The 26,550-nt window shown below is 72.5% G+C and carries 23 protein-coding genes; 4 read left to right on the top strand and 19 right to left on the bottom strand.

Annotation, left to right across the window (positions count from 1 at the left end):
• Nucleotides 1-232 precede the first annotated feature (232 nt).
• The gene (locus SVTN_RS22135; RefSeq protein ID WP_041130664.1) at nt 233-2,218 is read left to right on the top strand and encodes a serine/threonine-protein kinase; all 1,986 of its coding nucleotides are present in this window, start codon (nt 233-235) and stop codon (nt 2,216-2,218) included.
• Here the strand turns inward: SVTN_RS22135 and SVTN_RS22130 are convergent.
• Entirely contained in the window at nt 2,207-2,620 is a 414-nt protein-coding gene (locus SVTN_RS22130; protein WP_041130663.1) for a Zn-ribbon domain-containing OB-fold protein, read from the bottom strand. The two genes, SVTN_RS22135 and SVTN_RS22130, sit on opposite strands and share 12 nt — an antisense overlap.
• A complete protein-coding gene (locus tag SVTN_RS22125; RefSeq protein ID WP_041130662.1) occupies nt 2,620-3,069 on the bottom strand; it encodes a DoxX family membrane protein in 450 nt (149 codons plus the stop codon). Before SVTN_RS22125 ends, SVTN_RS22130 begins: the two co-directional genes overlap by 1 nt.
• Before the next feature lie 427 nt (nt 3,070-3,496).
• Here SVTN_RS22125 and SVTN_RS22120 point away from each other — a divergent pair, with 427 nt between their 5' ends.
• A complete protein-coding gene (locus SVTN_RS22120) occupies nt 3,497-4,522 on the top strand; it encodes a helix-turn-helix transcriptional regulator (protein ID WP_052499252.1) in 1,026 nt (341 codons plus the stop codon).
• Here the strand turns inward: SVTN_RS22120 and SVTN_RS22115 are convergent.
• The 17 genes from SVTN_RS22115 to SVTN_RS22035 all read right to left on the bottom strand — a co-directional run bounded on the left by SVTN_RS22115 (nt 4,506) and on the right by SVTN_RS22035 (nt 22,559).
• Nucleotides 4,506-5,855: a hypothetical protein gene (locus SVTN_RS22115; protein WP_041130661.1), complete on the bottom strand. Its 1,350-nt coding sequence runs from the start codon at nt 5,853-5,855 to the stop codon at nt 4,506-4,508. The two genes, SVTN_RS22120 and SVTN_RS22115, sit on opposite strands and share 17 nt — an antisense overlap.
• Nucleotides 5,852-6,622, bottom strand: a complete 771-nt coding sequence (locus SVTN_RS22110; RefSeq protein WP_041130660.1) for an SDR family oxidoreductase — start codon at nt 6,620-6,622, stop codon at nt 5,852-5,854. Before SVTN_RS22110 ends, SVTN_RS22115 begins: the two co-directional genes overlap by 4 nt.
• 4 nt (nt 6,623-6,626) lie before the next feature.
• Complete coding sequence (locus tag SVTN_RS22105; protein ID WP_052499251.1) at nt 6,627-7,901, bottom strand: MFS transporter; 1,275 nt, start codon at nt 7,899-7,901, stop codon at nt 6,627-6,629.
• A gap of 32 nt (nt 7,902-7,933) precedes the next feature.
• Entirely contained in the window at nt 7,934-9,181 is a 1,248-nt protein-coding gene (locus SVTN_RS22100) for an ATP-grasp domain-containing protein (protein ID WP_041130659.1), read from the bottom strand.
• Between the two features lie 142 nt (nt 9,182-9,323).
• The gene (locus SVTN_RS22095) at nt 9,324-10,283 is read right to left on the bottom strand and encodes a TauD/TfdA family dioxygenase (RefSeq protein ID WP_041134147.1); all 960 of its coding nucleotides are present in this window, start codon (nt 10,281-10,283) and stop codon (nt 9,324-9,326) included.
• Between the two features lie 33 nt (nt 10,284-10,316).
• A complete protein-coding gene (locus tag SVTN_RS22090; protein WP_041130658.1) occupies nt 10,317-11,576 on the bottom strand; it encodes an ATP-grasp domain-containing protein in 1,260 nt (419 codons plus the stop codon).
• A complete protein-coding gene (locus SVTN_RS22085; RefSeq protein WP_041130657.1) occupies nt 11,573-12,427 on the bottom strand; it encodes an aldo/keto reductase in 855 nt (284 codons plus the stop codon). Before SVTN_RS22085 ends, SVTN_RS22090 begins: the two co-directional genes overlap by 4 nt.
• A 79-nt stretch (nt 12,428-12,506) precedes the next feature.
• A complete protein-coding gene (locus SVTN_RS22080) occupies nt 12,507-13,469 on the bottom strand; it encodes a quinone oxidoreductase family protein (protein WP_041130656.1) in 963 nt (320 codons plus the stop codon).
• A gap of 52 nt (nt 13,470-13,521) precedes the next feature.
• Entirely contained in the window at nt 13,522-14,514 is a 993-nt protein-coding gene (locus SVTN_RS22075) for a branched-chain amino acid transaminase (protein WP_078908447.1), read from the bottom strand.
• Nucleotides 14,511-15,173: an HAD family hydrolase gene (locus SVTN_RS22070; RefSeq protein ID WP_041130655.1), complete on the bottom strand. Its 663-nt coding sequence runs from the start codon at nt 15,171-15,173 to the stop codon at nt 14,511-14,513. The genes SVTN_RS22075 and SVTN_RS22070 overlap by 4 nt, the downstream gene beginning before the upstream one ends.
• A 1-nt stretch (nt 15,174) precedes the next feature.
• Nucleotides 15,175-16,515 carry a D-arabinono-1,4-lactone oxidase gene (locus tag SVTN_RS22065; protein ID WP_041130654.1) on the bottom strand — a complete coding sequence of 447 codons (1,341 nt, stop codon included), beginning with the start codon at nt 16,513-16,515 and terminating at the stop codon, nt 15,175-15,177.
• The gene (gene rfbD, locus SVTN_RS22060) at nt 16,512-17,414 is read right to left on the bottom strand and encodes a dTDP-4-dehydrorhamnose reductase (protein WP_041130653.1); all 903 of its coding nucleotides are present in this window, start codon (nt 17,412-17,414) and stop codon (nt 16,512-16,514) included. Before rfbD ends, SVTN_RS22065 begins: the two co-directional genes overlap by 4 nt.
• Nucleotides 17,414-18,088: an RraA family protein gene (locus SVTN_RS22055; protein WP_041130652.1), complete on the bottom strand. Its 675-nt coding sequence runs from the start codon at nt 18,086-18,088 to the stop codon at nt 17,414-17,416. The genes rfbD and SVTN_RS22055 overlap by 1 nt, the downstream gene beginning before the upstream one ends.
• A gap of 63 nt (nt 18,089-18,151) precedes the next feature.
• A complete protein-coding gene (locus SVTN_RS22050; protein WP_052499250.1) occupies nt 18,152-20,110 on the bottom strand; it encodes a transketolase C-terminal domain-containing protein in 1,959 nt (652 codons plus the stop codon).
• 46 nt (nt 20,111-20,156) lie between these two features.
• Nucleotides 20,157-20,960 (bottom strand): SDR family oxidoreductase, encoded by an 804-nt coding sequence (locus tag SVTN_RS22045; RefSeq protein WP_041130651.1) that lies wholly within the window; start codon nt 20,958-20,960, stop codon nt 20,157-20,159.
• The gene (locus tag SVTN_RS22040) at nt 20,950-22,113 is read right to left on the bottom strand and encodes an N-acetylneuraminate synthase family protein (RefSeq protein ID WP_063782270.1); all 1,164 of its coding nucleotides are present in this window, start codon (nt 22,111-22,113) and stop codon (nt 20,950-20,952) included. Before SVTN_RS22040 ends, SVTN_RS22045 begins: the two co-directional genes overlap by 11 nt.
• A gap of 260 nt (nt 22,114-22,373) precedes the next feature.
• On the bottom strand, nt 22,374-22,559 hold the full coding sequence (locus tag SVTN_RS22035; protein ID WP_041130650.1) for a hypothetical protein: 186 nt from the start codon (nt 22,557-22,559) through the stop codon (nt 22,374-22,376).
• Between the two features lie 443 nt (nt 22,560-23,002).
• Between SVTN_RS22035 and SVTN_RS22030 the strand changes: the two genes are divergently transcribed.
• Both SVTN_RS22030 and SVTN_RS22025 read left to right on the top strand, forming a co-directional pair.
• Nucleotides 23,003-24,175: a flavin-containing monooxygenase gene (locus SVTN_RS22030; protein ID WP_052499249.1), complete on the top strand. Its 1,173-nt coding sequence runs from the start codon at nt 23,003-23,005 to the stop codon at nt 24,173-24,175.
• Between the two features lie 143 nt (nt 24,176-24,318).
• A complete protein-coding gene (locus SVTN_RS22025) occupies nt 24,319-26,541 on the top strand; it encodes an acetate--CoA ligase family protein (RefSeq protein ID WP_041130648.1) in 2,223 nt (740 codons plus the stop codon).
• Nucleotides 26,542-26,550 lie beyond the last annotated feature (9 nt).

Below are 26,550 nucleotides of genomic sequence, written 5' to 3'. Positions count from 1 at the left end.
GGGGCGTCACGGTCCACCAACAGGTTTCCGCGCGGGCTCCGTGGCCGGGCGGGAGGAGGCGGCCGCGCTCCCGACGGAGCCGGACCAGTAGCCGCCCCGCACCCTCAACCACAGTTACACAACCAGAACTTGAGCCCCATTCAGGTTGCAAACCCGCTCGGCTACTGTGTGGCCCATGCAGGGGGAACCGGAAGACCACTCCACTTCGGACAGTTTGAGCGGCAGCGGGGCAATGCCCCTCGAGTCGGGCGATCCCCGGCAGATCGGGGCGTTCAGGCTGCTCGGTGTGCTCGGGTCCGGCGGGATGGGCCGGGTCTATCTCGGCGCCGTTCCCGGGACGTTCGCGGCGGTGAAGCGGGTGCTTCCCGTGCTCGCCGAGGACGCCGACTTCCTCAGCCACTTCGGGCACGAGCTCGACAACCTGGCCCGGCTGCCCGCCGGGGCCAACACCAAGCTCCTCGCGAGCGACCGCACGGCGAAGCCGCCGTGGTTCGCGACCGAGTTCATTCCCGGCATCACCCTCAACGAGGCCATCCGGCTCAACGGCGGCCCGCTGGCCGGCGGCGCCCTGTGGCGGCTGCTCCGGGAGGCGGCGGCCGGGCTGCGGGTGGTGCACGGCGCCGACATGGTGCACCGCGACCTCAAGCCGTCCAACGTGATGCTGACCGGCGGCGGCCTCTCGCTCATCGACTTCGGCGTGGCCCGCGCGGCCGACCAGAGCCGGCTGACCAAGACCGGCATGGTCATCGGCACCCCCGCCTACATGGCGCCCGAGCAGGCCGTCGCCGACCGGCAGCTGACCGGTGCGGCCGATGTGTTCGCCCTGGGCAGTCTGCTGCTGTACGCGGCGAACGGGCGGCCTCCGTTCGGCGACGGCTCCGGGCCCGACCTGCTCTACCGGGTCGTCCACGGCGAGCCCGACTTCGGGCGGCTCACGGAGGGCGACCCCGAGCTGGCGGAGCTCGTACGGAAGTGTCTCGCGAAGGATCCGGCGGACCGGCCGACGGCCGACGAGCTCGTCGGGCTCACCGAGGAGCACGCGGCGGGCGCCGTCTGGCCGGCGGCCGTCGCCGAGCGGATCGCCGAGCGGGCGGCCTTCGCCGCCGGGGCGCCGACCGCCGAGCAGCTCGAAGAGCTGGAGCGGACCGACCCGACGCGGGACGTGGCGACGGCCTCGCTGACCCCTCAGGCCCCTCAGGCCTCGAAGGAGCCCGCGACCGGCTCTCCCGACCCGCTGGCCGTCACCGGCCAGGCCGTCCCGAGCACGCCGCGGTGGCGCCGCAACAAGTACGTCATGCTCGCCGTGCCCGTCGTCGTCGCGACCGGCACCACCCTGACCGTCGCCCTCAGCCCGTACGTGGGCAAGCTGGGCGCGTCCCCGGAGGCGTCCCCGTCCTCGGTGGCCTCGCAGCCCGCCTCCGTACCGCCGTCGAGCGGGACGGCGAAGCCGTCGGCCAAGCCCTCCGCCAAGCCGTCGGCGAAGCCCTCGGGGAAGGCGTCGGGGAAGCCGTCGCCCGGCGCCCCGGTCCCGCCCGCCACCGGTGGCGGCGACGCGGGCGGATCCGTCATCGGCGGCGGGTCCGTCACCGGCGGGGGCGGATCGAGCACCACCACCTCCGGCGGCTCCGGCTCGGGCTCGGGATCGGGCTCCGCCTCCGGAGGCTCCGGGTCCGGGTCCGCCTCCGGGTCCGGCTCCGGTTCCGCCTCCGGTTCCGGCTCCTCCGGCGGAAGCGGGTCGACGACCCAGCAGCCCGCCCCGCCGCCGCCCACCACCCAGCCCACGACGCGTCCGCCGTCCTCCGGCGGCTCGGCGCCCTCGGGGACGTACTCCCTGGAGAACGCGAACACCGGCAACTGCCTGGCGGAGTACAACGCGGGCTTCGGCGACCTCGTCACCACGGCCGAGTGCGGCTCCCGGGGCAGCAACGGCACCACCTACTGGTTCTCCTGGACCTACGCGTCCGGCGCGAACGGCACCTTCCGGCTGATCAACAAGAAGTCCGGCCGCTGCCTCCAGCCCGCGGGCAACACCACGGTCACGACCGCCGCCTGCAACGGAGCGAGCCTTCAGTCCTGGAAGGTCGTCTCCTCCTCGTCCTCCGGCCGGACCTTCAAGAACATGAGTGACGGGCAGTGCCTGACGGCCGGCTCGTTCGCGATGGACTACGCCTGCGGTTCCGGCACCAACCAGCTCTGGCGGAACATCTCAGCGCTCTGATGCCGATCCGAAGACGGGGACGGCGACGTCCCCGTCTTCGCGGAACGCGACCCGCAGCTCCATCCCGATCCGCAGGTCCCCCTCCGCCACGCCCACGACCTCCGTCATCATGCGCGGTCCCTCGGCGAGGTCGACGACGGCCGCGACGTACGGGACGCGCTCGCCGAAGGGCGGGAGGTCGTTCCGGTGGACGACCGACCAGGTGTAGAGGGTCGCGCGGCCGCTCGCCCGCTCCCAGCGGACGTCCTCGCTCCAGCAGTACGGGCAGAACTCGCGCGGGTAGTGGTGGGCACGGTCGCAGGCGGCGCAGTGCCGGAGCAGCAGGTGTCCTTCGGCGGCGGCGTCCCAGTAGGGGCGGGTGAAGGCGTCGACGTCGGGCAGGTTCGCCGGTGTGGCCGTCATCAGAAGAGTCCGATCGCGGAGTCGAGGGACCAGGTCTGCCAGGAGACGGCGAGGAGCGCGACGAGGGAGATGAGCGCCATCATCGCGTTCTGCCCCTGCTCGGCCCAGTCGTGGATCATCAGGACGAGGTAGAGGAGGTTGAGGAGGAGGCCGCCGACGAGGGCGACGGGGGTGAGGAGGCCGGTGACCAGGCCGAGGCCGAGGGCGAGTTCGGCGTAGACGACGACGTACGCCATGAGCTTGGGGCGCGGGGCGACGACGGTGTCGAAGCCGTTCTTCACGGCCGCCCACCTGTGCTTGCCGGCGACGTCGGCCGCCCAGGCGATGCCGGTGCCGCGCTCGAACCAGCCCTTCTTGTCCTTGTGGCGCCAGCTCTCCAGCCACCACAGGCCGAGGCCGATGCGGAGGACGGCGAGCCATTCGGCGCCGGTGAGCCAGACGGTCTGCATGCGGACCCTCCCCAGGAACTGGATCTGACGGTACGTCAGTTCAGCGCAGAGCGGTCGGGCAGCGCAAGAGGCGGGAACCCCGGACGAGCCGCGAACCCGGCGGGCCGACGGACGGCGGAAGAAGCCGAGTCCTTCTCCTTCCCGCACGGCGAGATGGCCGGAACCATAAGGTGCCGACACACACAGAAGCCCCCGACCCCTCCTCTTTCCCGAGGGGCGCCGCGGGGTGCGGGCCTCGCGACCATCGGGGGCCATTCCGGCCGTCGGTGCAGATGTCGCCATACCTACCAGGTCAGGCGACATTCACTCGTTTCAAGATCCCCCAACCGAGACCTCCGTCACCCGTTAACACCCTCCGAATAACGAACACCTAGCCTAGGCTCTCGACAAGTAAGCTTTAGGCCAACATCATGACGTGGGAGCTCTGTTGACCACTCGCTCCGAACTCGCGATCCTCTCTCTGCGCGCGTACTCCGCCGCACTCAAAAACGGGGAATTCCACACCACCGAGATAGCCCGGGACATCGGCTGCGACGAGGCCGCGGCCCACCAGATAAAGATCTACCTCAGCAAGCTGAGACTGCTCGCCGAAGGGCATCCCGACGAGGGCTTGCGTCCCGTCGACCCGGAAGTTGCCGAAGTGGAACTAAGACTTCCACTGGAGCAGCGGATCCATGTCGGCCAGCAGGAACTCTCCCGTATCCACCACGTCCTGGACCAGTTCACCGGCCCCTACCGGGAGCACACCCGTGCCCAGCGCACCCAGGAGACGATACGGGTGCTGACCGATCCCGCCGACGTGCAGCAGGAGGTCGGGCTCATGATGCGCCGCTGCACCAAGGAGATGGTGACCATGCAGCCCGGCGGCGGGCGCAGTGCGGAGACCATCCGCGCGGTGCTGCCCCCCACGCTGGACCTGCTGCACCGCGGCGTGCAGATGCGCACCCTCTACCAGCACACCGCCCGCGCCAGCCTCACCACCCGCAACTACGTGCGCCAGGTCGCCGAAGAGGGCGCGCAGATACGCACCACCGGTGAACCCTTCGAGCGCCTGATCATCTTCGACGCCGAAACCGTGTTCGTACCGGCGGCGCGCTCCGGCCGCCAGGTCCCCGGTGCGGCACTCGTCACCGATCCGACGGTCGTGAACTTCATGTACCGCACCTTCGAGAGCATGTGGCAGTCGGCTCAGGACTTCGAGGCGCACCGCCACGACTACCAGCAGGCGGCGGAGGAGCTGCGCGGCCGGATCCTGCGGCTGATGGCCGCCGGGCTGAAGGACGACGTCATCGCCCGCCGGCTCGGCATGGCCACCCGGACCTGCCGGCGGTACATCACGGGGATCACGGAGGAGATCGGCGCGGTCAGCCGCTTCCAGGCGGGCGTGAAGGCCGCCCGCCTGGGGCTCCTGCCGGACGAGGAGGAGCTGGCGTCCCTCACTCCGGGAAGCTGAACACCCCCGTCGTCCGGCAGGCCGGGTTCGCGCCCATGCCGACGACGCCGACCTGCTCGCGGGGCAGCGCCCTGATGTGCGAGCCGGCGTATCCGTGCGGAGTGATGAAGGCGTCCCAGGTCGCCGCCCAGTCCGTGAGGGTGCCGGTCGCCGGGTCGTACATCGGCTCCGCGCGCGGCAGGACCCGCCGCTGCACGACGTAACTCGCGTCCAGGCACTCGTGCAGCCGCTCCTTCCAGTCCTGCTCGGAGAGCTCCCAGCCCGGCACGATGCCCGCCCCGCCGAAGTCGCCGCGCGGCTTGAGGATCAGCTGGTCCTTGCGGGTGCGGCAGTAGTCGAGCAGGTCCACGCTCGCCCCCTCGGCCTCGACGAGGCCGGGGGTGAGCGTGCGGGTCCACGGCAGGACACGGTCGATCAGCGCCGCCTCGTCCGCGGAGAACGCCTCGCGCCAGCGCGGGTCGGAGAGCATCGCCATGGTGCCCTTGTTGCCGTAGAGGAAGCTCTCCAGCGGCGTGTAGAGGATCGTGCCGCCGGCCTCGTGCGCCCGGAACACCGCCTCGGCGGCCTCCTCGCCGCCATTGCCCTCACAGAGCTGGTCGACCGAGAAGTACCGCAGCACGACGTCGATCGGAGCGCCGTCCAGGTACAGCTTCCCGCCGCGCTCGCGGGTCTGGCCGACCTCACCGAGCCGCAGGTCGATGCCCAGGCCCCTCATCATCTCTGCGAAGGAGTCGACGAGATGGCGGTACGGGGCGAGCCCGCCGTCCGCCTCCAGGAAGGCGACGACCGGTTCCTCGCCGCGGGCGACCGGCTCCGCGACCTCGCGCAGCAGCCCGGCGAGCACCCGGCCGGTGTGCACGTAGTCCAGCCGGTGCTCCTCCGCGAAGGCCCGGAAGGCGGGAACCTCCAGGAGCGCCCTGCTGATCTCGGCGCGGTCGGTGCCGCCGAGCTGGGTGCCCAGGTTGAACTCCAGGACCTTGAAGGACTCGCCGTCGTGATAGAGGTCGGCGCGCCCGTGCATCGGCGGGGTGTGCCCGCCCAGGCGCGTCATCAGCGCGGTCTTGCGCTCGTCGATGCCCAGGGCCGCGCAGTACCGGCGCAGGTCGCCGTCGAAGAGCCGGCCGGGCAGGGAGACCAGCAGGTCGAACAGCCGGGCGAGTTCGTCGGCGAAGCCCCGTATCTCGCGCTCCGGGACGAAACAGGGCCGCGGGAGCAGACGGTGGGCGCAGGAGGCGGCGAACGCGGGCGGGAACGCCGTCTGCTCCATGGCGTGCGCCAGTTCCCCGGAGGAGGCGACTGCCGCCAGGTACGCCTCGGTGACGTGGTCGGTCACGGCTGCTTCTCCTCGGTGGTGGTGGCGAAGATCGGCCCCCGGTGCACCTTGTGCTGCGCCGCCTGGGCGAGCGGGCGTACGACGAGCCGGTCGATGTTGACGTGCGCGGGCAGCGTCACCGCCCACCGCACGCATTCGGCGACGTCCTCGGCGCGCAGCGGACCGTCGACGCCGGCGTAGACCGCGTCGGCCTTGGCGCGGTCGCCGTGGAAGCGGTTGAGGGCGAACTCCTCGGTGTGCACCATGCCGGGTGCGATCTCGACGATGCGCACCGGCTGCCCCGCCAGCTCCAGCCGGAGGGTCTCGGACAGGGCGTGCGCCGCGTGTTTGGCGGCGCTGTAGCTGCCGCCGCTCTCGTAGTTGACGGACGCCGCCGTGGAGGTGAGGTTCACGATCGTGCCGCCCGCGCCGGCCCCCAGCAGGGGCAACAGGGCCTGCGTCATGTGCAGCGTGCCCAGGACGTTGACCTCGTACGTCGAGAGCCAGGACGCCGGGTCTCCCGTCGCCACGGGTGACGCGTCGAAGGCGCCGCCGGCGATGTTCACCAGCACGTCGCAGCTGTCGAGGGTGGCGGCGAACTCGGCGACGGCCGTGGCGTCGGTGACGTCGAGCCGGTGGGCCCGGCCGCCCGTGCGGGCGGCGAGGTCCGCCAGCCGGTCGGCGCGGCGGGCGACGACGACCACGTCGTAGCCCGCCTTGACCAGCGACTCTGCGGTGGCGGCACCGATGCCGCCGCTCGCTCCGGTGATGACCGCGGTAGGGGACATCGGTTCAGTTCTCCAGCTCGTCGGGCCAGGTGCGCAGGGTGCGCAGCGGGGAAAGGAAGATCGGGATCCATACCAGGGCCATGCCGATGGCACCGGCCCACAGCGCGGCGCGCGGTCCCGCGGCGGCGCCGAGGCCGCCGGCCAGCGCCGCTCCGACGGCCAGGGCGCCGGTCAGCAGGAAGCGCATCGTGGCGTTCATCCGGCCGAGCAGCTCCTCGGGGGTGCAGCGCTGGCGGAAGCTGACCTGGATGACGTTGTTCACGCCGACCCGGAAGGTCGTCAGCAGCCAGGACAGGCCGGCCAGCCACAGCCCCGCACCGCGGTCGACCAGCGGCACCAGGAGGGCGAAGGGGGCCACGGCGAGCCCCAGGATCCACAGGGTGCGGCCTTGGCCGAGCCGCTCGCCGATCCAGCGGGAGGACCGCGCGCCCAGGAACACTCCGATGCCGCCGACGGCGAGGTAGAGGCCGACGACGCCCTCGGAGAGTCCGAGTTCGCTGACGAAGACCACCGGCAGCATGGTGACGCTGACCTGGATGGAGAGGTTGTTCATCGCACCGGCCGTGGCGACGGCGCGCAGCACCGGCTGCTTGAGGACGAACCGCAGGCCCTCGTTGACCTCCTTGACGAGGTTGCGCTGCGCGCGGCGCTCGGGGCGTACGTCCGGATGACGGATCGTGGCGATCCACGCCGCCGACCACAGGTCGGTGAGCGCGTTCACCGCGATCGCAGCGGGCGCGGCCACCAGCTGCACGAGGAAGCCGCCGACGCTGCGCCCCGCCAGCTGGTTCAGGGCGTCCACGCTGACCAGCGCGGAGTTGGCGGCGGGCAGCTGGTCGCGGTCGACGAGCTGCGGCAGGTAGCTCTGCTGGCCGACCTCGGCGAAGACGGTCGCCACTCCGGAGAGCAGGACGACGGCGTACAGCTGGGTCATGGTGAGGGAGTCCATGAGCCAGGCCACCGGGATGGAGCCGAGCAGCAGGCCCCGCGACAGATCGGCGGCGACCATGACGCGGCGGCGGCGCATCCGGTCCACCCAGGCCCCGGCGGGCAAGCCGATCAGCAGGAACGACAGGGTGCTGAGGGTGGCCAGCAGCCCGACCTGTCCGGCGCCGGCGTGCAGGGTCGTGACGGCCAGGAGCGGGATCGCCACGTAGCCGATCTGGGTGCCGAGTTTCCCCGCGGCGGCGGCGGTGAACAACCGGCGGAAGCCGGGGTGGCGCATCACCGAGGGTGGTGCGGGGGGCGCCGCCTGCGCGGCGGGCTGGAGGGTGGTCATCTCCTGGTTCTCCTCTGCTGGGGCCCGTCGGCCTATTCGACGTGGAAGCAGATCTGGTCGACGACGCGCTCGCAGATGGCCGTGGCCTCGTCGGCGTCCTTTCCGGTGGCGATCACGTAGCCGGAGCTGCAGTCCTTCACCGACCGCAGCTCGGGCAGGGTGTCGCCGGGGTGGCGGGTGATGACGACGACGACCTCGGCCTCCCGGGTCCGGGAGAGCAGCGGCACGATGTTGCCCTTGGCCTCGCCCGGGGGGACGGTGAGGACGAGGGCGTCCACGGTGTCGAGGCCGGTGATCTCCTTGAGGGTGCCGGGCTGGGGGGTGAAGAAGCGGATCGCGGCCCCGTGGTCGTTGACGGGCGAGGTCTGCGGCAGCTCCTCGAAGCCCAGCTGCACGGCGAGGAACATCCGGTACAGGTCGACGCCGCAGGCGCGGCGGACGAGTTCGGGGGCCCCGCTGCCGGCGAAGCGGTCGTGGGACTCCAGCACCTTCGGGCCGGTGGGGGTGAGGACGAACTCGCTGTGCGCGGGGCCGTCGGTGAGACCGACGACGTCGAGGAGCCGGCCGACGAGTTCGGTCAGCTCGGCCCGGTGGGGGGCGGCGACCCGGCTGGGCGTGCTGACCTCCCACTCCACGAAGCGGTCGTTCATCTGGTACTCGGACATGCCGAAGACGACGTGCCTGCCCCGGTGGGAGAAGGTGTCGACGCTCACCACCGGTCCTTCGAGGTACTCCTCGGCGATGGCGCGCGTGTACCCGGCCTCCCTCAGCTGCTTGAAGGCGGTCGCCGCGTCCTCGCGGGACTCCACGACATGGACGTGCAGGCTGGCGACGCCGTCCGCGGGCTTGACGACGATCCGGCCACCGACGGACTCGGCGAAGTCCGCCGTCTCCTGCTCGCTGGCGACCATGGCGTGGCGGATCGGGGACAGGTCGTGCTCGTCGAGCAGCCGCCGGGTCTCCGCCTTGTCCTTGAGGGCGCGCGCGGTACGGGCGGTGGTGCCGGGCACGCCGAGGGCGTCGGCGACCTCGCCGGCCGCGATGGCCGCGTACTCGGTGGCCGACAGGACGGCGTCGAAGGGCTGCTCGGCGTGCAGGGGGCGGAGCACCTCGAGGATGGCGGCGCTGTCGCCGATCGGGGCGTGGAGGATCCGCGAGCAGTAGTCGGCGAAGTCCGGCTCGTACCGTCCCTCCTCGTGCACGAGCACGACGTCCACCCCCAGCTCGTGGGCGGTGGTGATCGGCCGGGCGTTACCGCCTATCAGGGCGATTCTGGGCATGGCTGTGCTGCCTTTCGGGGTTTCGGGGTCGGTGAAGTGGGGGGAGCCGCTGAAACGGTGGCACGGCGGACGGGTCCGCGCCGCCGACCGGACGGTGGCCGCTAGCGGACTGGCGACTTGCGGACACCGGAGTGTGGGCGGCTCAGCTCGCGTAGCAGCGGCGCAGCCACCGCGCGTTGTCGTCGTGCCGGGCGGTGAACGCCTTGCGGCGGTGCAGGACGCGGTAGTTGTCGAAGGCCAGGAACTGTCCCGCCCGCAGCACCGGATCCCAGGCGGGGCCCTCGGCGAGGGTGTCGGCCCAGGAGGCGAGGGCGGTCGTCGCCTCGTGGCGGCGGGAGCTGGTGGTGCCGAGGTCGAAGCGCACGCGCAGGCCCGTCTCCGACTGTTCCAGGACGGGAGCGCCGCGCAGCGCGAGACGGTCGCCGCCCTCGGACACGTCGTTGGAGTCCGGGGCGCTGATCTCGTACGAGGCGGAGGCCAGCAGCCGCCCGAGTTCCCGGTCAAGACCGTGGGTCGCCGACTCGACGGACATCAGCTCGGTCGGGACCTCCTCCAGGTTGCGCAGCGTGCAGAACGTCAGATAGCGCGGCACGTACGGCCTGGGGTCGTACCCCTCCTCCCCGAAGGGCAGATGGGGGTTGTCCGTGTGCCAGAAGAACTCCGCGTCGGAGCCCCAGGAGCTGGTCTGCCCGGCGGCGGCGGGGTTGGGCACGACGTTGCGGATCAGCCGGCCCTCGTTCTCGTACGGGACGGCGAACGGGGTCAGGCCGAGCAGCTGGATCATGCCGAACTGGATGGCGTTCACCACCGCCAGCGGCGCCTCGTCGCAGAAGCCGTTCACCGGGGTCGGCGGGACCTTCGGCACCACCAGGTTGTCGACCAGCAGGGCGTGGCAGCCGGATCCGGTGAAGGAGGTGACGGCGTCCAGGACGTCCACCGGCAGCCTGCCGCGCAGGACGTGCGCGCCGATCCTGGCGAGGATCGCCGTCTCCCGGTCCGGGTCGAACTCGGCGTCCGCGAGGCGGTCGCCGATCTCCTTCGCCAGCACGTCCCGCGTGTGGTCGTCCACGGAGTGCTCGGACAGCTGCAGGGGTATGGTCACGTACTCCTCCATGATTGCGGGGACGGAGACACTTCAGGGACGCGTCCGCAGCCGCACGGTGCGGACCAGTTCCTCGAAGGTGCCGTCCAGGTCTTCGGCCTCGTCGACCTTGAAGATCAGGTGTCCGTGGCTCTGGAAGGTCCGCGGCGGGACGTCGAGGAACTCGCCGGGCTCGCGGTAGATCTGGATCTCGTCCACCCGGGGGTCCTCGACGGCCCGGTCCCGGCCGTCGACCTCGGTGAGGAAGCCCGGCTCGGCGGGGAAGATGTTCCAGAAGCCCACATGTGTCCTGCGCTCGGCCGGCTCGATCCGCGGCGTCCGGCCGCAGGCCAGGTCGAGGACCGCGCCGACCATGTCGACTCCCGTGCTGAGCTGCACGGAGCGGCAGATCGGGCCGCCGCCGAGCCGGGCCGCGGCCTCCAGGAGCACGGGCTCCTCGCCGCGGAGCCGGAACTCCACGTGGCTGCCACCGGTGCGGATGCCCAGTGCCTCGTGCACCCGGGCGGTGGCCTCCTCCAGCCGCTCCACCACGTGCGCGGGCAGGCGGGTGGGGGTGCAGGCGTAGACCTCCTCGAAGGTGGGGCCGGTGGGCAGCGGCTTGTCGTGGACCGCGATCACCCGGGTGGCACCGTCGACGATCAGCGACTCGACGCTGACCTCGGCGCCCGGCACGAACTCCTCGAGGAGCAGCGCCCCTTCGTAGAGCCGGAGCGCCTCGGCGTACAGGGGATCCCAGTCGAAGCCCTCCCAGGCTCCGGTCCGCAGCTCCTCGAAGTGCTCCTCGAGGTCCCGCTCGTCGTCGATCCTGCGGACGTACATGCTTCCGTAGCCGATGAAGGGCTTGAGGATCAGCGGGTAGCCGATCCGGGCGGCCTTCTCCTTCGCCTCGTCCACGGTCCGCGCGAGGTCGAAGGCCGGCTGGGCGACACCGCCCTCGGCCGCCGCCTGCCGCATGGCGAACTTGTCGCGGGCCAGATAGGCGGTGCGTTCGCTCACCGCGGGCAGGCCGAGCACGGCCGCCACCCGGGCCGCCATGGGCACCCCGCTGTCGGTGAAGGTCACCACGGCGCGGATCGGCTCGTTCTCGTCGTGCACCAGCTGCTTGACGGCGGTCTCGGTCTCCGTCAGGTCGGAGGTGTCCGCGACGACCACCCGGTCGACGTAGTCGGCCTCCCAGGTGGGATCCTTCATCATCAGCAGCAGCCGCTCGCCGTGCTGCGTGGCGTAGCTCCTCGCCCGCTCCAGGTGGCGGCGGCGGCTGAGGTTCTTCCTCTGCAGGATCAGGATGCTCATGCCGCCTCACTCCCCGTGCCCGCGAGGCGCGCGAACTGCTCGGCGGTGAGCTCCAGTCGGGCGGCGGCCGCGTTCTCCTCCAGGTGGGCGGGGGAGGACGTGCCCGGGATCGGCAGCACGGCCGGCGAGCGGTGCAGCAGCCAGGCCAGGGAGACCTGGGCGGGGGTGGCGCCCAGCTCGGCGGCGACCTCGGCCAGCGGGCCCTCGGCGGCGGCGTGTGCGCCGCGGTCGATGGGCAGCCAGGGGATGAACGCCAGGCCCTCCCGCTCGCAGTAGTCCAGCACGTCGTCGTCCTCCCGGCGGGAGAGGTTGTAGAGGTTCTGCACGCTGACGACCTCGACGTGGCGCCGTGCCTCCTCCAGCTGGGCGACCGACACCTGGGAGAGGCCGATGTGGCGGATCTTGCCCTCGTCCTGCAGCCGCTTGAGCGCGCCCAGCTGGTCGGCCAGCGGGACCTGCGGGTCGATGCGGTGCAGCTGGAACAGGTCGATGCGTTCGAGACGCAGCCTGCGCAGGCTCAACTCCGCCTGCTGGCGCAGGTATTCGGGGCGGCCCAGGGGCTGCCACTCGGCCGCCGAGGGGCGGCTCTGACCTGCCTTGGTCGCGATGACCAGACCCTCGGGGTACGGGTGGAGCGCCTCGGCCAGCAGCTCCTCGCTGACCCCGGGGCCGTAGGAGTCGGCGGTGTCGATGAAGGTGATGCCCAGCTCGACGGCCCGCCGGACCAGCTTGAGGGCGCCCGGCACGTCGGCGGGCGGGCCCCAGACCTGCGGACCGGTGATCCGCATGGCGCCGAATCCGAGGCGGCCGACCGTGAGGTCGCCTCCGATGGTGAGGGTGGGGTGGGTCAACGTCTTCCCTTTCGTATGCGCGCGCACGCCTGTGCCCGCGTTCGTCGATGCGTCCGTGCCGCGTTCGTGTGGTCCGCGCTCACGTCGTGAGCAGGAGCTTGCCCGTGGAGCGGCGGCTCTCCAGCCGGGCGTGCGCGTCCGCCGCCCGCTCCAGGGGGTGGACGGCGCCGCAGGAGACGGTCAGTTCGCCGGTGGCCACCCGGTCCAGTACCTCCGCGGCCCTGGTCCGCAGTTCGGCGGTGCCGGCGATGAAGTGGTCGAGGTTGGGGCGGGTCACGCTCAGCGAGCCGCCCGCGTTGAGCCGCTCCAGGTCCAGCGGCGGCACCGCCCCGCCCGCCCTGCCGTGCATCACCAGCGTTCCCCGGGGCCGCAGTGCGCCCAGGGAGCCTTCGAAGGTGGGCCCGCCCACCCCGTCGTACACCGCCGCCACGCCCTCGCCGCCGGTCAGCCGGCGGACCTGGGCGGGCACGTCCTCATAGCCGATGACCTCGTCCGCGCCCGCGTGCCGCGCCACCTCCGCCTTCTCGGCCGAGGAGACGGTGCCGATCACGCGCCCGCCGAGCAGTTTCACCCACCGCACGAGCAGCTGCCCGAGTCCGCCGGCCGCCGCCTGCACCAGCACCGTCTCTCCGGGGCGCACCCCGTGGCTGTCGTGCACCAGGTAGTGCGCCGTCATGCCCTGCAGCAGCACCGTCGCCGCCGTCGTGGCGTCCACCTCGTCGGGCAGCGGTACCGCCCGCGCGGCGGGGATCACGGCCAGTTCGGCGTACGCGCCGGGCAGGTTGACCCAACCGACGCGGTCACCGGGGCGCAGGCCGTCCACGCCGGGCCCGGTCTCCACCACCCGGCCCGCGGCCTCCTGGCCGGGGATCAGCGGGTAGCGGGCCGGGTAGCGGCCGGAGCGCAGCTGCACGTCGATGAAGTTGACGCCGGCCGCCTCCACCGCGACGAGTACCTCGCCCGGCCCCGGGCGGGGGTCGGCGACCGTCACGTACCGCAGCACCTCCGGGCCTCCCGGCTCGGTCACCACGATGGCTCTCATCACGCGTCCTTCCTGGAATCGATCCTCGACCGCGGCACCGCGAGGCCGCGTCTCAGATGTGCAGTTCGGTGAACCAGTCGCGGTGCTCGCCGCTCTCCCCGCGCACCAGCCGGGTGTACGCGGCCTCCAACCGCCCGGTGACCGGCCCCGGCACGCCCGTGCCGACCGGCAGACCGTCGATCGAGGTGACCGGGAGGATCTCCCAGGCGGTGCCCATGAAGAACAGCTCGTCGGCCAGGTACAGCTCGGTGCGGTCCACCTCGCGCTCCTCGACGGGCACGCCCAGCTCACGCAGCAGGGTGAGGGCCGTGGAGCGGGTGATGCTGTCCAGCACGCCGCTGGTCAGCGAGGGGGTGATCACCACACCGTCGCGGACCAGCGCGAGGCAGGCGGCGGCGCCTTCGGTGACCTTGTGGCGCTCGTTGAGCAGGATCGGCCAGTCGTGGCCGTTCTCCCGCGCCTCCATCAGCGCCAGGCGGCCGTTGTGGTAGTTCGAGAACGCCTTCACGCGAGGCGGGGTGGAGGCGTCGCTGATGCGCAGCCAGGAGCTGACCGCCGCGCGACAGCCCTGCGTCCGCTTGAGTCCGCTGTCGAACGGCCAGGTGTCGACGACCAGTTCGCAGCGGGCGCCGGCGGGCACCATCTGCTCCCGGATGATGCCTTCGGGGAAGGCCCAGGGGCGGATGTAGGCGTCGTCGCGGTAGCCGTTGGCCCGTATGGTGCGCACCACCGCGTCGACCATCTCGTCGGTGCTGTACGGGAGGTCGAGACGACAGATCCGGGCGGAGGTCCGCAGGCGCTCCAGGTGCTCGCGCAGCCGGAACAGCAGCAGGCGCTCGCCGTCCGCGGCCCGGTACGCCTTGATGCCTTCGAAGACTGCGGCGGCCGAGGCGTGGCCGACGGCGTTGACGTGGATCCGGGCCTCCTCCCAGGGCAGCAGTTCGCCGCTGCGCCAGATCCAGTCCGGGTGCCCGGCACCGGGGCTGGCAAGGGCGCCCGCCCCGCCGCCGGGCGCCGCGGGGTGCTGGGCGAGGGTGTCGCTCATCGGGAGTGGCTTCCTTCCGTGTGCTGGTCGAAGTGGAACTCGTCGAGCGAGTCGAGTACGGCGGACGCCCCGTCCAGGGCGGCGCCCTCGGCGGCGGCCGACGGCACCACGACGCAGCGCAGACCGGCGGCGCGCGCGGCGCGCAGACCGACCGGGGAGTCCTCGAAGGCGTACGCCTCCCGTGGGGACAGGCCGGCGCGCCGCAGGGCGAGCAGGTAGAGGTCCGGTGCGGGTTTGCGCCGCTCCACGAGGTCGCCGGTCACCAGCGAGGCGAAACGGTCGCGGACGCCGAGCCGCAGCAGGTGCGGCTCCACCCAGTCGGCCGACGAGCTGGACACGACGTGCGCGGGGACACCGCGCCGTTCGGCCTCGTCCAACAGGGCGGTGACGCCCGGCCGCAGTCCCTGCGCGCGGCAGAGCTCGGCCTTCAGTCCGAGCCGCCGCTCCCGCTCCTCCGGGGGCACGGGGGCGCCCAGTTCGTCCGCCAGCCGGGCCAGCGCCAGGTCCTCCCCGTCGTGCCGGCCGGCCATCCGCCGCCACAGGCCGTCCGGGAAGTCGAGCCCGTGGGAGGCGAACAGCGCGGTCCAGGAGTCGCGGGCGGCCTGCTCGGTGTCGCAGATCAGCCCGTCGAAGTCGAGGAGGATCGCTCGCACGACCATGTCACCGGACCCCTTCCCCTGCGGCTTCCGGCACGGCGGCCGGGGCCCGTACCGGACCCAGTACGCGGCGGATGTAGTCGCTGGTGAAGCGGCCCTTCGGGTCCAGCTGCGCCCGTACCCGCTGGAAGTCGTCCCAGCGCGGGTAGCGTCCGGCGAGGACCGCCGCGTCCGCGGTGTGCGCCTTGCCCCAGTGCGGCCGGCCGCCGTGCTCGCGCATGACCGCCTCGACCGTGCGCAGCAGCACCCGGTAGCGGGCGCTCCTGGGAACGGTGAGGTTCACATAGCCGGTGGGTCCGCCGTACGCGGGGCTGAGCGGGGCGTCGTCGCCGGCGCCGACGCGTACCAGCACCGAGTAGGGGGAGTGGATGCCGCGGCCACGCAGAGCCGGCCGCAGGGCGCGCAGTGCCTCGGGCACCCGCTCCAGCGGCAGCGCGTGCTCCAGGGCGTGGAACCGCACCGGCTGCGGGAAGGTGTGGACCCGGTGTCCGGTCCCGGTGTACGGGCCGGTGTCGCCGCCGGGGAACAGGCCCGTCAGCCTCGGTACCGCCGCGGGGACGCCCGCTCCGGCGAGTCCCAGCGCCCCGGCCCACAGCTCGCCGGCCGTGGTCCGGTAGCGCCGCCGGTCGCCACCGGGGGTGACCGGCTCGGTGGTGCGGTGGCAGGCCAGGGTGCCGGCCGTGTCGCCCCAGGGCTGCCAGGACAGGGTCACGTGGTCGGCGCTGCCCGCCCACTGCCCGAACCGCTCCAGGACGGCGTCCAGCGGTTCGCTTCCGGAGACCGTGCGCAGGTTGTACGCCGGTACGCAGCGCAGGGTGATCGTGGACAGCACTCCCAGGGCGCCGAGGGAGACGCGGGCGCAGGCCAGGAGTTCGGGATCCTCCCGGGTCAGCTGCCGGACCTCGCCCTCGGCGTCCACCAGGCGTACGGCCAGGACCTCCGCCGCCAGCGGCGGGTGGGCGAGCCCGGTGCCGTGGTTGCCGGTGGAGATCGCGCCGGCCACCGTCTGCTCGGCGAGGGTGCCGATGTTGGGCAGGGCCAGTCCCTCCCGGTGCAGGGCGGCGGCCAGCTCGCCGAGCCGGGTGCCGGCCCTGACGGTGACCGACGGGGCGTCGTGGTCGACGGCCACGACGCCCCGGTAGCGGGTGAGGTCCACCAGCGCGTCGTCCGTGGCCGCCAGGGCGTTGAAGGAGTGGCCGGTGCCGGCCGCCCGGAGGACCAGGTCCTCGCGGGCGGCCCGCGCCACGGCCTCGGCTATGCCGTCCTCCGTCTCCGGCCGGGTGAGCTGCAGCGGGGTGCACTCGGCCGCGTTGGACCAGGTGCGCCAGCGGTGTCGGGTGTTCATCTCACGGCGTCCTCGGGGGCGTCGGCGGGGAGGTCGGCAAGGAAGCGGTGCAGGGCGTCGCGCCAGTGCGGCAGGACCAGGCCGAGCCCGGCCAGCCGCGCGGTGCCGAGGGTGGAGTCGACGGGCCGGCCGCCGATGAACCCGCACTCCGCCATGGGCAGCGGCAGCGGCTGCGGTCCGGTGCCGAGCACGGCGCGGATCTCCCGGCCCACCTCGTACCAGCTCGCGGTGCCGCTGTTGGCGATGTGCAGCGTGCCGGTGACCGGGGTCTCGCGGGTCAGCAGGAAGACCAGCGCGTCGGCCAGGTCGGCGGTGTACGTCGGCAGGCTGAACTGGTCGTGGATCAGCCGGGGTGCCTCGCCGCGGCGCAGTTGTCGCACCGCCGCGAGGACCACGTCCACCCCTTCGTCCGTACCGCCGAAGAGCCAGGAGGTCCGGATGTTGAGGTGGCCGGGCACGAGGGAGCAGATCCGCTCGCCCGCGACCTTGGTCAGTCCGTAGACGCTGAGCGGGTTGGGCAGGTCCTCCTCCCGGTAACCGCCGGCCGGGGCGCCGAGGCCGTCGAAGACGTAGTCGCTGGAGAGCGACAGCAGTCGGGCCCCGTGCCGCCGGCAGGCGGCGGCGATGTTGCGCAGGCCCTCGATGTTGACCCGCATCGCCGTCTTCGGGGAGGTCTCGCAGGTGTCCACGACGGCCAGCGCGGCCGTGTGGATGACCACGTCCGGGCCGAACGCGTCGACGCAGGCGTCCAGCGCCTCCCGGTCCGCGATGTCGAAGTCGGCGAGGGACACCCCGAGGAGCGGCCAGTCCCGGGTGGCCGGGCTCGCGGCGAGAGCGGCCGTCAGAGCCCGGCCGAGCATCCCGTCGGCACCGGTCAGGAGGATCCGCGTCGGTCGCATCACAGGTGTCCGAACTCGGCGAGCAGCTCCGCCAGCGTGGCACCCGAGTTGATCTTCTCGCGGATCGTCTTCTCCTTCCCGATCTGGAAGCGGGTGCCCTCCAGCACCTCCTCGGCGCTGTTCTTCGGCACGACGGCGATGCCGTTCTCGTCCGCGACGACGATGTCGCCCGGCTCGATCACCTGGCCGTCGATCACCACGGGGACGTTGAACTGCACGGGTTCGGTGCGGTCGTGCACCGCGCTGGGCGAGGGGCGCGGGACGGTGCTGCGGTACCAGACCGGGAAGTCCAGGTCGCGGATCTCGTCCACGTCCCGGATCGCGCCGTCGACGATGCCGCCGGCGATGCCCGCCTTCATCGACAGGGTCGACATCAGCCCGCCCCACATGGCGGTGCGCTTGGTCTCGTGACAGGCGACGACGATGACGTCACCGGGCTTGGCGCGGCTGAGCAGCGGCATGCAGTCGACCAGGTCGTCGATGGACAGCGAGACGGTGAGCGCCGGGCCGGCGATCTTGTGGTGCGGCTTGACGGGCAGCAGGCCGCCGATGCCCCCCACCCGGGCGCGGGCGTCGGTGACGAGGCAGCTGGGGCTGTACTCCTCGGTCACCTCGCGGAAGGACTGGATGAGCTCCTCCGGGGGGCGGGTGACGTCGTTGTAGACGGTCTTCACGGGATGTACTCCTCGGGATTCGGATGTCGGAGAGGGTGTTGCCGGGGGGGGGTGGGGCCGCGCTCAGACCCGGCGGGAGGCCCCACGGGAGGCGAGGTCCAGCGGGCCCGGGGTTCCGGTGCCCGCGGCCTCCGCGCGGATGGTCCGCGCGAGCTGCTCCGCGTGCAGGCCGTGGGCCTTGAGGGCCTCCTCGTCGGTGCCGCAGCGCGGGACCTCGGTGAGGCCGACGCCCCGGAAGGACGGCGACGCGGCGGGGGCGATCTCCAGCAGGGTCCGGGCGATCCGGTCCGCCTGGCCGCCCTTGACGTAGTGGTCCTCCACCACGATCAGCTGGTCCGCACCGGCCGCGAGGGCGGTCAGCCAGTCGGCGTCGACCCGGTTCAGCCACGGCAGTTCCACGACCGTGAGGTCGATGCCGTCGGCTTCGAGCAGCTGGGCGGCCCGCAGCAGCTGGCCGAGCACCACCGGCCCCGCGCCGACGGCGACCGTGCGCCCGCCGGCCCGGACGATCCGGCCGACGCCGGTGCGCAGTTCCTCCGCGCCGAGCGCGTCGACCTCCGCCGGCACGGCCACGCTGGCGATCCGCAGGTAGACGCTGTGCGGTGTGTCCAGGCAGTACCGCACCGCGGCCCGCGCCCCGGCGGCGTTCGCCGGCTGCAGTACGACCGTCCCCGGCATGGCGCCGATCGCGCTGACGTCGCGTACCGCCTGGTGCGAGTGGCCCGGCTGGGCCGGGAGCAGTCCGGCCAGCGCGCCGGCGTACACGACCTTCCGGCCCTCGGTCGCGTTGTTGTAGATCTGCTCGTTGGGCCGCGAGTGCAGGAAGCAGGAGAAGGAGTGCACGAACGGCAGCAGTCCGCCCGCGGCCATCCCGCCGGCCGCCGAGACCATGTCCTGCTCGGCGATCCCGAACTCGAAGAAGCGGTCGGGGTGGCGCTCCGAGAACGGGATCAGACCGGTGTCGAGCACCAGGTCCGCGTCCAGGGCCACGATGTCCGTCCGCTGCTCGGCCTGCGCCGCCAGCTCCTCGCCGTACGCCTGGAACAGCCGCAGTGACGGCGGCGCGGGCGGGACGCGCGGCGCCTCCTGCACGAGGCGCAGCGGGTCCAGGCCCGCGCGGCGCAGGATCTCGTCGGCGGCGGTGACCAGTTCGGCGTGGGCCGACCGGTGGTCCTCGTCGCTCGGGGCGCCGCTGTGGTACTGGTACATCCACTCGTCCGCCGGCATGGAGGTCGCGGCGAAGGTCGCACAGCCGCCCCCCTTGACCGTGTCGGCGACGATCACGACCGGACGGTCCGGGAACGCCTCGGCCCGCTTGCGGAAGGCCGCCTCCAGAGCCTGCTGGTCGTGCCCGTCGACGCGCAGCGCGCCCCAGCCGAACGCCTCGAACTTCGCGATCAGGTCGCCCAGGTCGTTGACGTCGGCGACCCAGGTGTCCGACTGGATCTTGTTGTGGTCGACGATGACGGTCAGCTCGCCCATCGCGTGATGGGCGGTGCTGCCCAGGGCCTCCCAGTTCTGGCCCTCCTGCAGCTCCCCGTCGCCGGTCATGACGTACATCCGGCGCCGACGGCCGAGCTGCCGGTCGGCCAGGATGAGACCCTTGGCCTTGGAGATGCCCATCCCGAGCGAGCCGGTGTTGAACGGCATGAACGGGGTGTGCACGTCCGGGTGTCCGGGCAGTCCGTCGATCCGGCGCAGCCGGTGCACCAGGTCCTCGGGCAGAGCGCCGAAGCCGATCAGGGCCGAGTACAGGCCGGGGGCGTCGTGCCCCTTGGAGGAGAAGTAGACGTCGCCGTCGTCCGTACAGGGGTCGGTCATCTCGTTCAGCAGCAGGTGGCTGACCACGTCGGCGGCGCTGAAGCTCGAACCGAGATGGCCCGAGCCGGCGCGCATCACCATGTAGAGGGTGTTGATCCGGCACAGCGCGGAGAAGGCGCGCGTGCGTTCGTAGGGGTCTTCGATGCCGGTGCGCACGCGGTCGAACTCCGCGAGCGGAACCCGGCTCAGGGGCAGGTTCATGTATGACTCCGTAGGAGGAGGGCCACCGGGACTTCGCGGCCGGGGATCACCAGCAGGTGTAGCCGCCGTCGACGAGCAGTTCCTGGCCAGTGACGTAGCTGCTCTGGGCCGAGGCGAGGAAGAGCAGCGGACCGGAGAGGTCCTCGGGGTGCGCCATCCGGCCCATCGGTACGCGGTCGGTGAACTTCTCCCGGAACTGCGGGTCCTGGTCACCCAGCACACCGCCGGGGGAAAGGGTGTTCACCCGTACGCCGCGCGGACCCCACAGAGCCGCGAGGTACCGGCTCAGCGCGCCGACCCCGGCCTTGGACATGCCGTACGCGGGCGGCTTGAGGAAGGGCGGGTCGCTCGCCAGGTGCTCGTAGAGCGGCGGATACGGGGCCACGCTTCCGTACAGCGAACCGATGTTGACGATGACGCCCCGGCCCTGGGCCGCCATCACCGAGCCGAAGACCTGACAGACGCGCAGCGCCCCGATGGCGTTGACGTCGAGGGTCATGGCCGACAGCTCTTCGGGGACGTCCTCGAAGTAGAAGTTGCCCACCCGGGACGAGGGCGGCTGGTCGATACCGGCGTTGTTGATCAGGATGGTGGGCGCGCCGAACCGGTCCTGGCACCACCGCAGGGACTGCTCCAGCGACGGCCGGTGGGTCACGTCCGCCCAGACGGCGGCGTAGTCCCCGCTGCCCTCCCGGTCCGCGACCTCCTGTACGTCCTTCGGCGGCGTCTCGTCGAGGTCCAGGCCGACCACGTTCGCCCCGGCGGCCAGCAGGGTCTGGCTCCACAGCCGGCCCAGCCTGCCCGCGGCACCGGTGACGACGGCCACCTCACCGCGCAGGTCAGTGGACAACGACTCCCTCCGTCGCCATGACCGGCTCGCCCTGTCCGGCCGTACCGGCCGCCGCGGGAAGCCCGTCCGCGGTGGGGATCTCGTCCAGCGGGAGGAAGTCGGCCGCGTCCGCCAGGTCCTGGATGCGAACGGTGTCGTCGGCGCGCAACGGCATCAGCAGCGCGCGGCCCACCACGAGACCGGAGAGGTACGGCTTCATGCCGTCGCCCGGCGAGCGGTACGCGAGGTCCTCCTCCGTCAGCACGTGGCCGACGGGCAGGTCACGGGCCGCGACGATCTTCTTGCCCATCTTGCGGACGGCCGGCGCCTCCGTGTCGCTGCACTGCTTGACCGGGGAGCCCAGCGCCTGGCGGGTGCGCTCCAGGCCGGTGACGAGCTCGGCGAGCTGGCCCGGGTCCAGGGAGAACTGGTGGTCGGTGCCGGGGAGGGTGCGGTCCATCGTGAAGTGCTTCTCGACGACCCGCGCGCCGACCGCGTGTGCCAGGAAGGCGGCCTCCGGGCCGAGGTCGTGGCCGGAGAAACCGATCACGACGTCCGGGAACTCGCGGCGGAAGGTCTCGATGACGGCGAGGTTCAGGTCGCTCGGCGCGGCCGGGTAGACGGCCGTGCACTGCAGCAGGGCGAGCTGCGGGTTCAGCGGCAGGATGGTCTCCACCGCGCGGCGCACCTCGTCCATGGTGGCGCCGCCGGTGCTGACGATCAGCGGCTTGCCGGTCTTGGCGGCGTACTCGAGGAGCGGGGTGTTCGTCACGTCCGCGGACGCGATCTTGATGGCGGGGAGGTCCAGCTCGACGAGGAAGTCGACGCTCGGGCGGTCGAAGGCCGTGGAGAAGAAGTCGATGCCGACCTCGGCGGCCACCTTGGCGAGGTGGGCGTACTCGGCGCGGCCGAACTCCAGGGCCTCGCGGTGCGTGCCGTAGGTGGGGCCGTAGCTGTTGCGGCCGGTGTACGGCTGGTCGTACATGGCCTTGGTGAACAGGGACTTGTTGTCCCGCTTCTGCAGCTTGGCCGCGTGGGCGCCGGCCGCGGCGGCCGCGCGGAACAGTTCTTCGGCCTTCTCCAGGCTGCCACCGTGGTTGTGGCCGATCTCGGCGATGACGTAGGAACCGGTGTCGTCACCGACGCGGCGGCCGGCTATCTGGAATTCACGCATGGTTGAGCACCATCCCTTGACGGTCTATTGGGGCGGACATTCCATTACAAAAAGGGCACAGATGGGCGACCCCGACCCTCCGCCGCCGCATGGCGTCACGGAGAGCCGGAGCCGAGGCCGGGGCCGGGGCGCGGGGCGCCGCGACCGGAGCGCGGGGTGCCGGGCCCCGGTGCGCGGGGCACCGGGGACGGGGCACGGGGCGCCGAGGCGTCACGCCCGGACGGCAGGGCGCGGTGCCAGGGCGCGGGGCGCCGGGAGCGTCAGACCGTGCGGGCCGCGGTGTCCCAGCCCGGGTCGGTGGGCATGCTGTCCCAGCCCGGATCCCGGGGGGTGGCGGAAGCGTCCAGGGACACCACCGCGGCGGACGAGCCGTTCGCCTCGACGGCGAGCGCCGAACCGGCCGCCAGGATTGCGCCGGCGAGCACAGAACCCGCCAGGGTGGTCATTACTCTGGAACGAAGCGCCTTCACGTCTCCCCCTTCGATGCCCCGGACTCTCGCCGGGGCGTTGACTCGACCTTGGCAGCTGAGGGCGCGTCTGCGGGGCGCATGGCGGTGTCCTCATTTGGCCTGGCAACAAGGAGATAGCCGCAAAATTGGGCATACCGGGACTTCCGAGCGGTGCGAACGAGCCACACAGCAGGAGGACGCGGCCCGCGACCGGCCCGATCCGCCCAGGTCGGCGAGGGGCCGCGACGGCGAGGTGGGACATTCGGCCATTACGGCGTGCGGCCATGGACTCGCCCGACACCAGGCGCCGACCACCGGCGGGCCGGCGCCCGCGCCGGGTTCGGCAGCCGTGACCACCGGTGCGCGCGTGACCGATTCGCAACCGAAATCCCTTCCCGGTCGAGACCCATTGCGTGTACACGTCATTACGCTCGGTACTCATGGTCACCACCCCCCAACCACCGTCTCCACAGTCCGTCCACCCCGTGTACGTCATCGGCGGCGGACCCGGCGGGCTCGCCGTCGCCGCCGCCCTGCGCGCGCGGGGCGTCCGGGCCGTCGTCCTGGAGAAGTCCGACGCCGTCGGCGCCTCCTGGCGCGCGCACTACGACCGGCTGCGGCTGCACACCACCCGGCGGCTCTCCGCCCTCCCCGGGCTCAAGATGCCCCGCTCGTTCGGCCGCTGGGTCGCCCGCGCCGACGTCGTCCGCTACCTGGAGACGTACGCGGAGAAGCACGAGCTGGAGGTCGTGACCGGGGTCGAGGTCCACCGGATCGAGCGGGCGGGCGAGGACTGGGTCCTGCACGCCACCGGAGGGCGCCGGCTCACCGGGCGCGCGGTGGTCGTGGCCACCGGGTACAACCACACCCCGCACCTGCCCGCGTGGCCCGGCCTCCACGAGTACGGGGAGAAGCTGGTCCACGCGTGCGCGTACCGGAACCCCGGGCCGTACGAGGGGAAGGACGTCCTCGTCGTCGGCGTCGGCAACACCGGCGCCGAGATAGCCGCCGACCTCGCCGGGGGCGGCGCGGCCCGGGTGCGGCTCGCGGTGCGGACCGTCCCGCACATCGTGCGCCGCACGACCCTCGGCTGGCCCGCCCAGCGCTCCGGCATCCTGGTGCGGCGGCTGCCGGTGGCGCTGGTCGACCGGCTGGGCGCGCTGTCCGCCCGGTTCGCGGTGCCGGACCTCACGGCGCACGGGCTGCCCCGGCCGGACAAGGGCCTCGCCACCCGGCAGCGGGAGGGCGCGATCCCGGTGCAGGACGTCGGCCTGATCGACGCCGTGCGGGCCGGGAAGGTCGAGGTCGTCGCGGCCCTGGAGTCCTTCGAGGACGGCGAGGTGGTCCTCGCGGACGGCAGCCGGATCGCCCCGGACGCGGTGATCGCGGCCACCGGCTACCGGCGCGCCCTGGAGCCGCTCCTCGGGCACCTGGACGTGCTCGACGGTCGCGGGCTGCCGGTGACGCACGGGGCACGGAGCCCGCGCGAGACGCCGGGGCTCTACTTCACGGGGTTCACGAACCCGATCAGCGGGATGCTGCGCGAGCTGGCGAGGGACGCGGAGCGGATCGCGCGGCGGATCGCGCGGAGCGGCAAGACCCCCTCTCGCTGAGACCGCCGGGAAACCGACGGGAAGCCGACGGGGAGCCGGCCCGTACGACTCCTCCCCGCACGCCTATTCCTGACTACTCGTCAGTTCTGTAATCTGACTGAGCGTCAGTTCATCAGTCATGGGCGGAAGGGTGGAGCGGAACGATGCTCGGATCGACTCACGGCACCTTCACCACCGATCTCCGCGCCCGCGTGGTCGCCTGCGGAGAGGCGCCCAGGGACGCCGTGCACGGCGTCACCGCCGTCGCCGGCGACCTGGACGTCAGCGGGCGGCCGCTGCACCTGCCCGTCCCCGACCTCGACCGGTTCTTCCGGCCCGAGTCCGTCGCGGTCGTCGGCGCCTCCGACGCCGAGGGCCGGCCCAACACCGGCATCACCCGGCAGCTGCTCGCCTGGGCCGAGCGGGTCGGCGCCCGGCTCGTGCCCGTGCACCCGACCCGTACGAGCGTGTTCGGGATCGACTGCGTGCCGTCCGTCCGCGCGCTCGCCGAACCCGTCGACCTCGCCGTCCTCCTCGTCGCCGATCCGCTGCCCGTGATCGAGGAACTCGCCGAGACCAAGGTGAAGTTCGCCGTCGCCTTCGCCTCCGGCTTCGCCGAGACCGGGGAGGCCGGCGCCGCAGCGCAGGAGCGGCTCGCCGCCGCCGTGCGCCGCTCCGGGCTCCGCCTCCTCGGCCCCAACACCAACCTCAACGCCTTCGAGCGCTTCCGCGACGACCTCGAAGGCCCCGCCGTCGCCCTCATCACCCAGTCCGGCCACCAGGGGCGGCCCGTCTTCACCCTCCAGGAGCTCGGCGTCCGCCTCTCCCACTGGGCGCCCACGGGCAACGAGGCCGACCTGGAGACCGCCGACTTCCTCTCGTACTTCGCCGGACGGCCCGAGGTCGGGGCCATCGCCTGCTACGTCGAGGGGCTCAAGGACGGCCGTTCCTTCCTCCTCGCCGCCGACCGGGCCGCGCGCGAGGGCGTGCCCGTCGTCGCCGTGAAGGTCGGCCGCACCGAGACCGGGGCCAGGACCGCCGCCTCCCACACCGGCAAGCTCACCGGCGCCGACCGGGTCGTCGACGCGGCCATGCGGCAGTTCGGGGTGATCCGGGTCGACGGGCTCGACCAGCTCCAGGACACCTCGGCCCTCCTCGCCCGCGCGCGCCGGCCGCTCGCCGACGGCGTCGTCGTCTACTCCATCTCCGGCGGTACGGGAGCCCACTTCGCCGACCTGGCCACGGCGGCGGGCCTCTCCCTGCCGGTGCTCCACCAGGCCAAGCAGGACGAACTCCACCAGTGGATACCGGAGTACCTGAACGTCGCCAACCCCGTCGACAACGGCGGGCACCCGGTGGGCGACTGGCGCGGCCGGAAGATCATCGACGCGATCCTCGCCGACCCGTCCGTCGGCGTCCTGATCTGTCCGATCACCGGCCCCTTCCCGCCGATGAGCGACAAGCTCGCCCAGGACCTCGTCGAGGCGGCCGAGGCGACCGACAAGCTGGTGTGCGTGGTCTGGGGCTCGCCGGTCGGCACCGAGGAGGCGTACCGCACGACCCTCCTCGGCTCCTCCCGCGTCGCCACCTTCCGTACGTTCTCCAACTGCATCGGGGCCGTGAAGGCCTACCTCGACCACCACCGCTTCACCGCCGCCTACCGCTCCCCCTTCGACGAGGCCCCCCGCACCCCCTCCCCGTCCCTCCGCAAGGCCCAGGCGCTCCTGCGGCCGGGCAGGCGGCTCAGCGAGCACGCGGCGAAGCAGCTGCTCCGGGCGTACGGGATACGGGTGCCGCGCGAGCAGCTCGTGACGAGCGCGGCGGCGGCCGTCCGGGCGGCGGGCCTCGTGGGCTACCCGGTGGTGATGAAGGCGTCGGGGGCCCAGCTCGCCCACAAGACGGAACTGGGCCTGGTGAAGGTCGGGCTGACCTCGGCCAGCCAGGTCAGGGACGCCTACCGCGAGCTCACGGACATCGCCCGCTTCGAGGAGATCGACCTCGACGGCATCCTCGTCTGCCAGATGGTCGGGCGCGGGGTCGAGATGGTGGTGGGCGTGACCCAGGACGAACTCTTCGGCCCGACGGTCACGGTGGGCCTGGGAGGGGTGCTGGTGGAGGTCCTGAACGACACCGCCGTCCGCGTCCCGCCCTTCGGCGAACGCGAGGCCCGCTCGATGCTCGACGAACTGCGCGGCCGGGCCCTGCTCGACGGCGTACGGGGCGCCCCGCCGGCCGACGTCGACGCGCTCGTCGAGGTCGTGCTCCGGGTGCAGCGGATGGCCCTCGAACTCGACGGCGACCTCGCCGAACTGGACATCAACCCGCTGATGGTGCTGCCGCGCGGGCAGGGGGCGGTGGCCCTGGACGCGCTGGCGGTCTGCCGATAGGAGTCACTC

It is taken from the genome of Streptomyces vietnamensis (genome assembly GCF_000830005.1).
Taxonomy (GTDB): Bacteria; Actinomycetota; Actinomycetes; order Streptomycetales; family Streptomycetaceae; genus Streptomyces; species Streptomyces vietnamensis.
Note: the sequence above shows the minus strand (reverse complement) of the source record. Positions and strands in the feature narration are given on the sequence as shown.

What these genes read in the sequence shown, in the direction of transcription:
- SVTN_RS22135 (WP_041130664.1), top strand. Translation starts at nt 233, where the DNA reads ATGCCCCTCGAGTCGGGCGATCCCCGGCAGATCGGGGCGTTCAGGCTG.
- SVTN_RS22130 (WP_041130663.1), bottom strand. Translation starts at nt 2,620, where the DNA reads ATGACGGCCACACCGGCGAACCTGCCCGACGTCGACGCCTTCACCCGC.
- SVTN_RS22125 (WP_041130662.1), bottom strand. Translation starts at nt 3,069, where the DNA reads ATGCAGACCGTCTGGCTCACCGGCGCCGAATGGCTCGCCGTCCTCCGC.
- SVTN_RS22110 (WP_041130660.1), bottom strand. Translation starts at nt 6,622, where the DNA reads ATGTCCCCTACCGCGGTCATCACCGGAGCGAGCGGCGGCATCGGTGCC.
- SVTN_RS22105 (WP_052499251.1), bottom strand. Translation starts at nt 7,901, where the DNA reads ATGACCACCCTCCAGCCCGCCGCGCAGGCGGCGCCCCCCGCACCACCC.
- SVTN_RS22100 (WP_041130659.1), bottom strand. Translation starts at nt 9,181, where the DNA reads ATGCCCAGAATCGCCCTGATAGGCGGTAACGCCCGGCCGATCACCACC.
- SVTN_RS22090 (WP_041130658.1), bottom strand. Translation starts at nt 11,576, where the DNA reads ATGAGCATCCTGATCCTGCAGAGGAAGAACCTCAGCCGCCGCCGCCAC.
- SVTN_RS22080 (WP_041130656.1), bottom strand. Translation starts at nt 13,469, where the DNA reads ATGAGAGCCATCGTGGTGACCGAGCCGGGAGGCCCGGAGGTGCTGCGG.
- SVTN_RS22075 (WP_078908447.1), bottom strand. Translation starts at nt 14,514, where the DNA reads ATGAGCGACACCCTCGCCCAGCACCCCGCGGCGCCCGGCGGCGGGGCG.
- SVTN_RS22070 (WP_041130655.1), bottom strand. Translation starts at nt 15,173, where the DNA reads ATGGTCGTGCGAGCGATCCTCCTCGACTTCGACGGGCTGATCTGCGAC.
- SVTN_RS22065 (WP_041130654.1), bottom strand. Translation starts at nt 16,515, where the DNA reads ATGAACACCCGACACCGCTGGCGCACCTGGTCCAACGCGGCCGAGTGC.
- rfbD (WP_041130653.1), bottom strand. Translation starts at nt 17,414, where the DNA reads ATGCGACCGACGCGGATCCTCCTGACCGGTGCCGACGGGATGCTCGGC.
- SVTN_RS22050 (WP_052499250.1), bottom strand. Translation starts at nt 20,110, where the DNA reads ATGAACCTGCCCCTGAGCCGGGTTCCGCTCGCGGAGTTCGACCGCGTG.
- SVTN_RS22040 (WP_063782270.1), bottom strand. Translation starts at nt 22,113, where the DNA reads ATGCGTGAATTCCAGATAGCCGGCCGCCGCGTCGGTGACGACACCGGT.
- SVTN_RS22035 (WP_041130650.1), bottom strand. Translation starts at nt 22,559, where the DNA reads ATGACCACCCTGGCGGGTTCTGTGCTCGCCGGCGCAATCCTGGCGGCC.
- SVTN_RS22030 (WP_052499249.1), top strand. Translation starts at nt 23,003, where the DNA reads ATGGTCACCACCCCCCAACCACCGTCTCCACAGTCCGTCCACCCCGTG.
- SVTN_RS22025 (WP_041130648.1), top strand. Translation starts at nt 24,319, where the DNA reads ATGCTCGGATCGACTCACGGCACCTTCACCACCGATCTCCGCGCCCGC.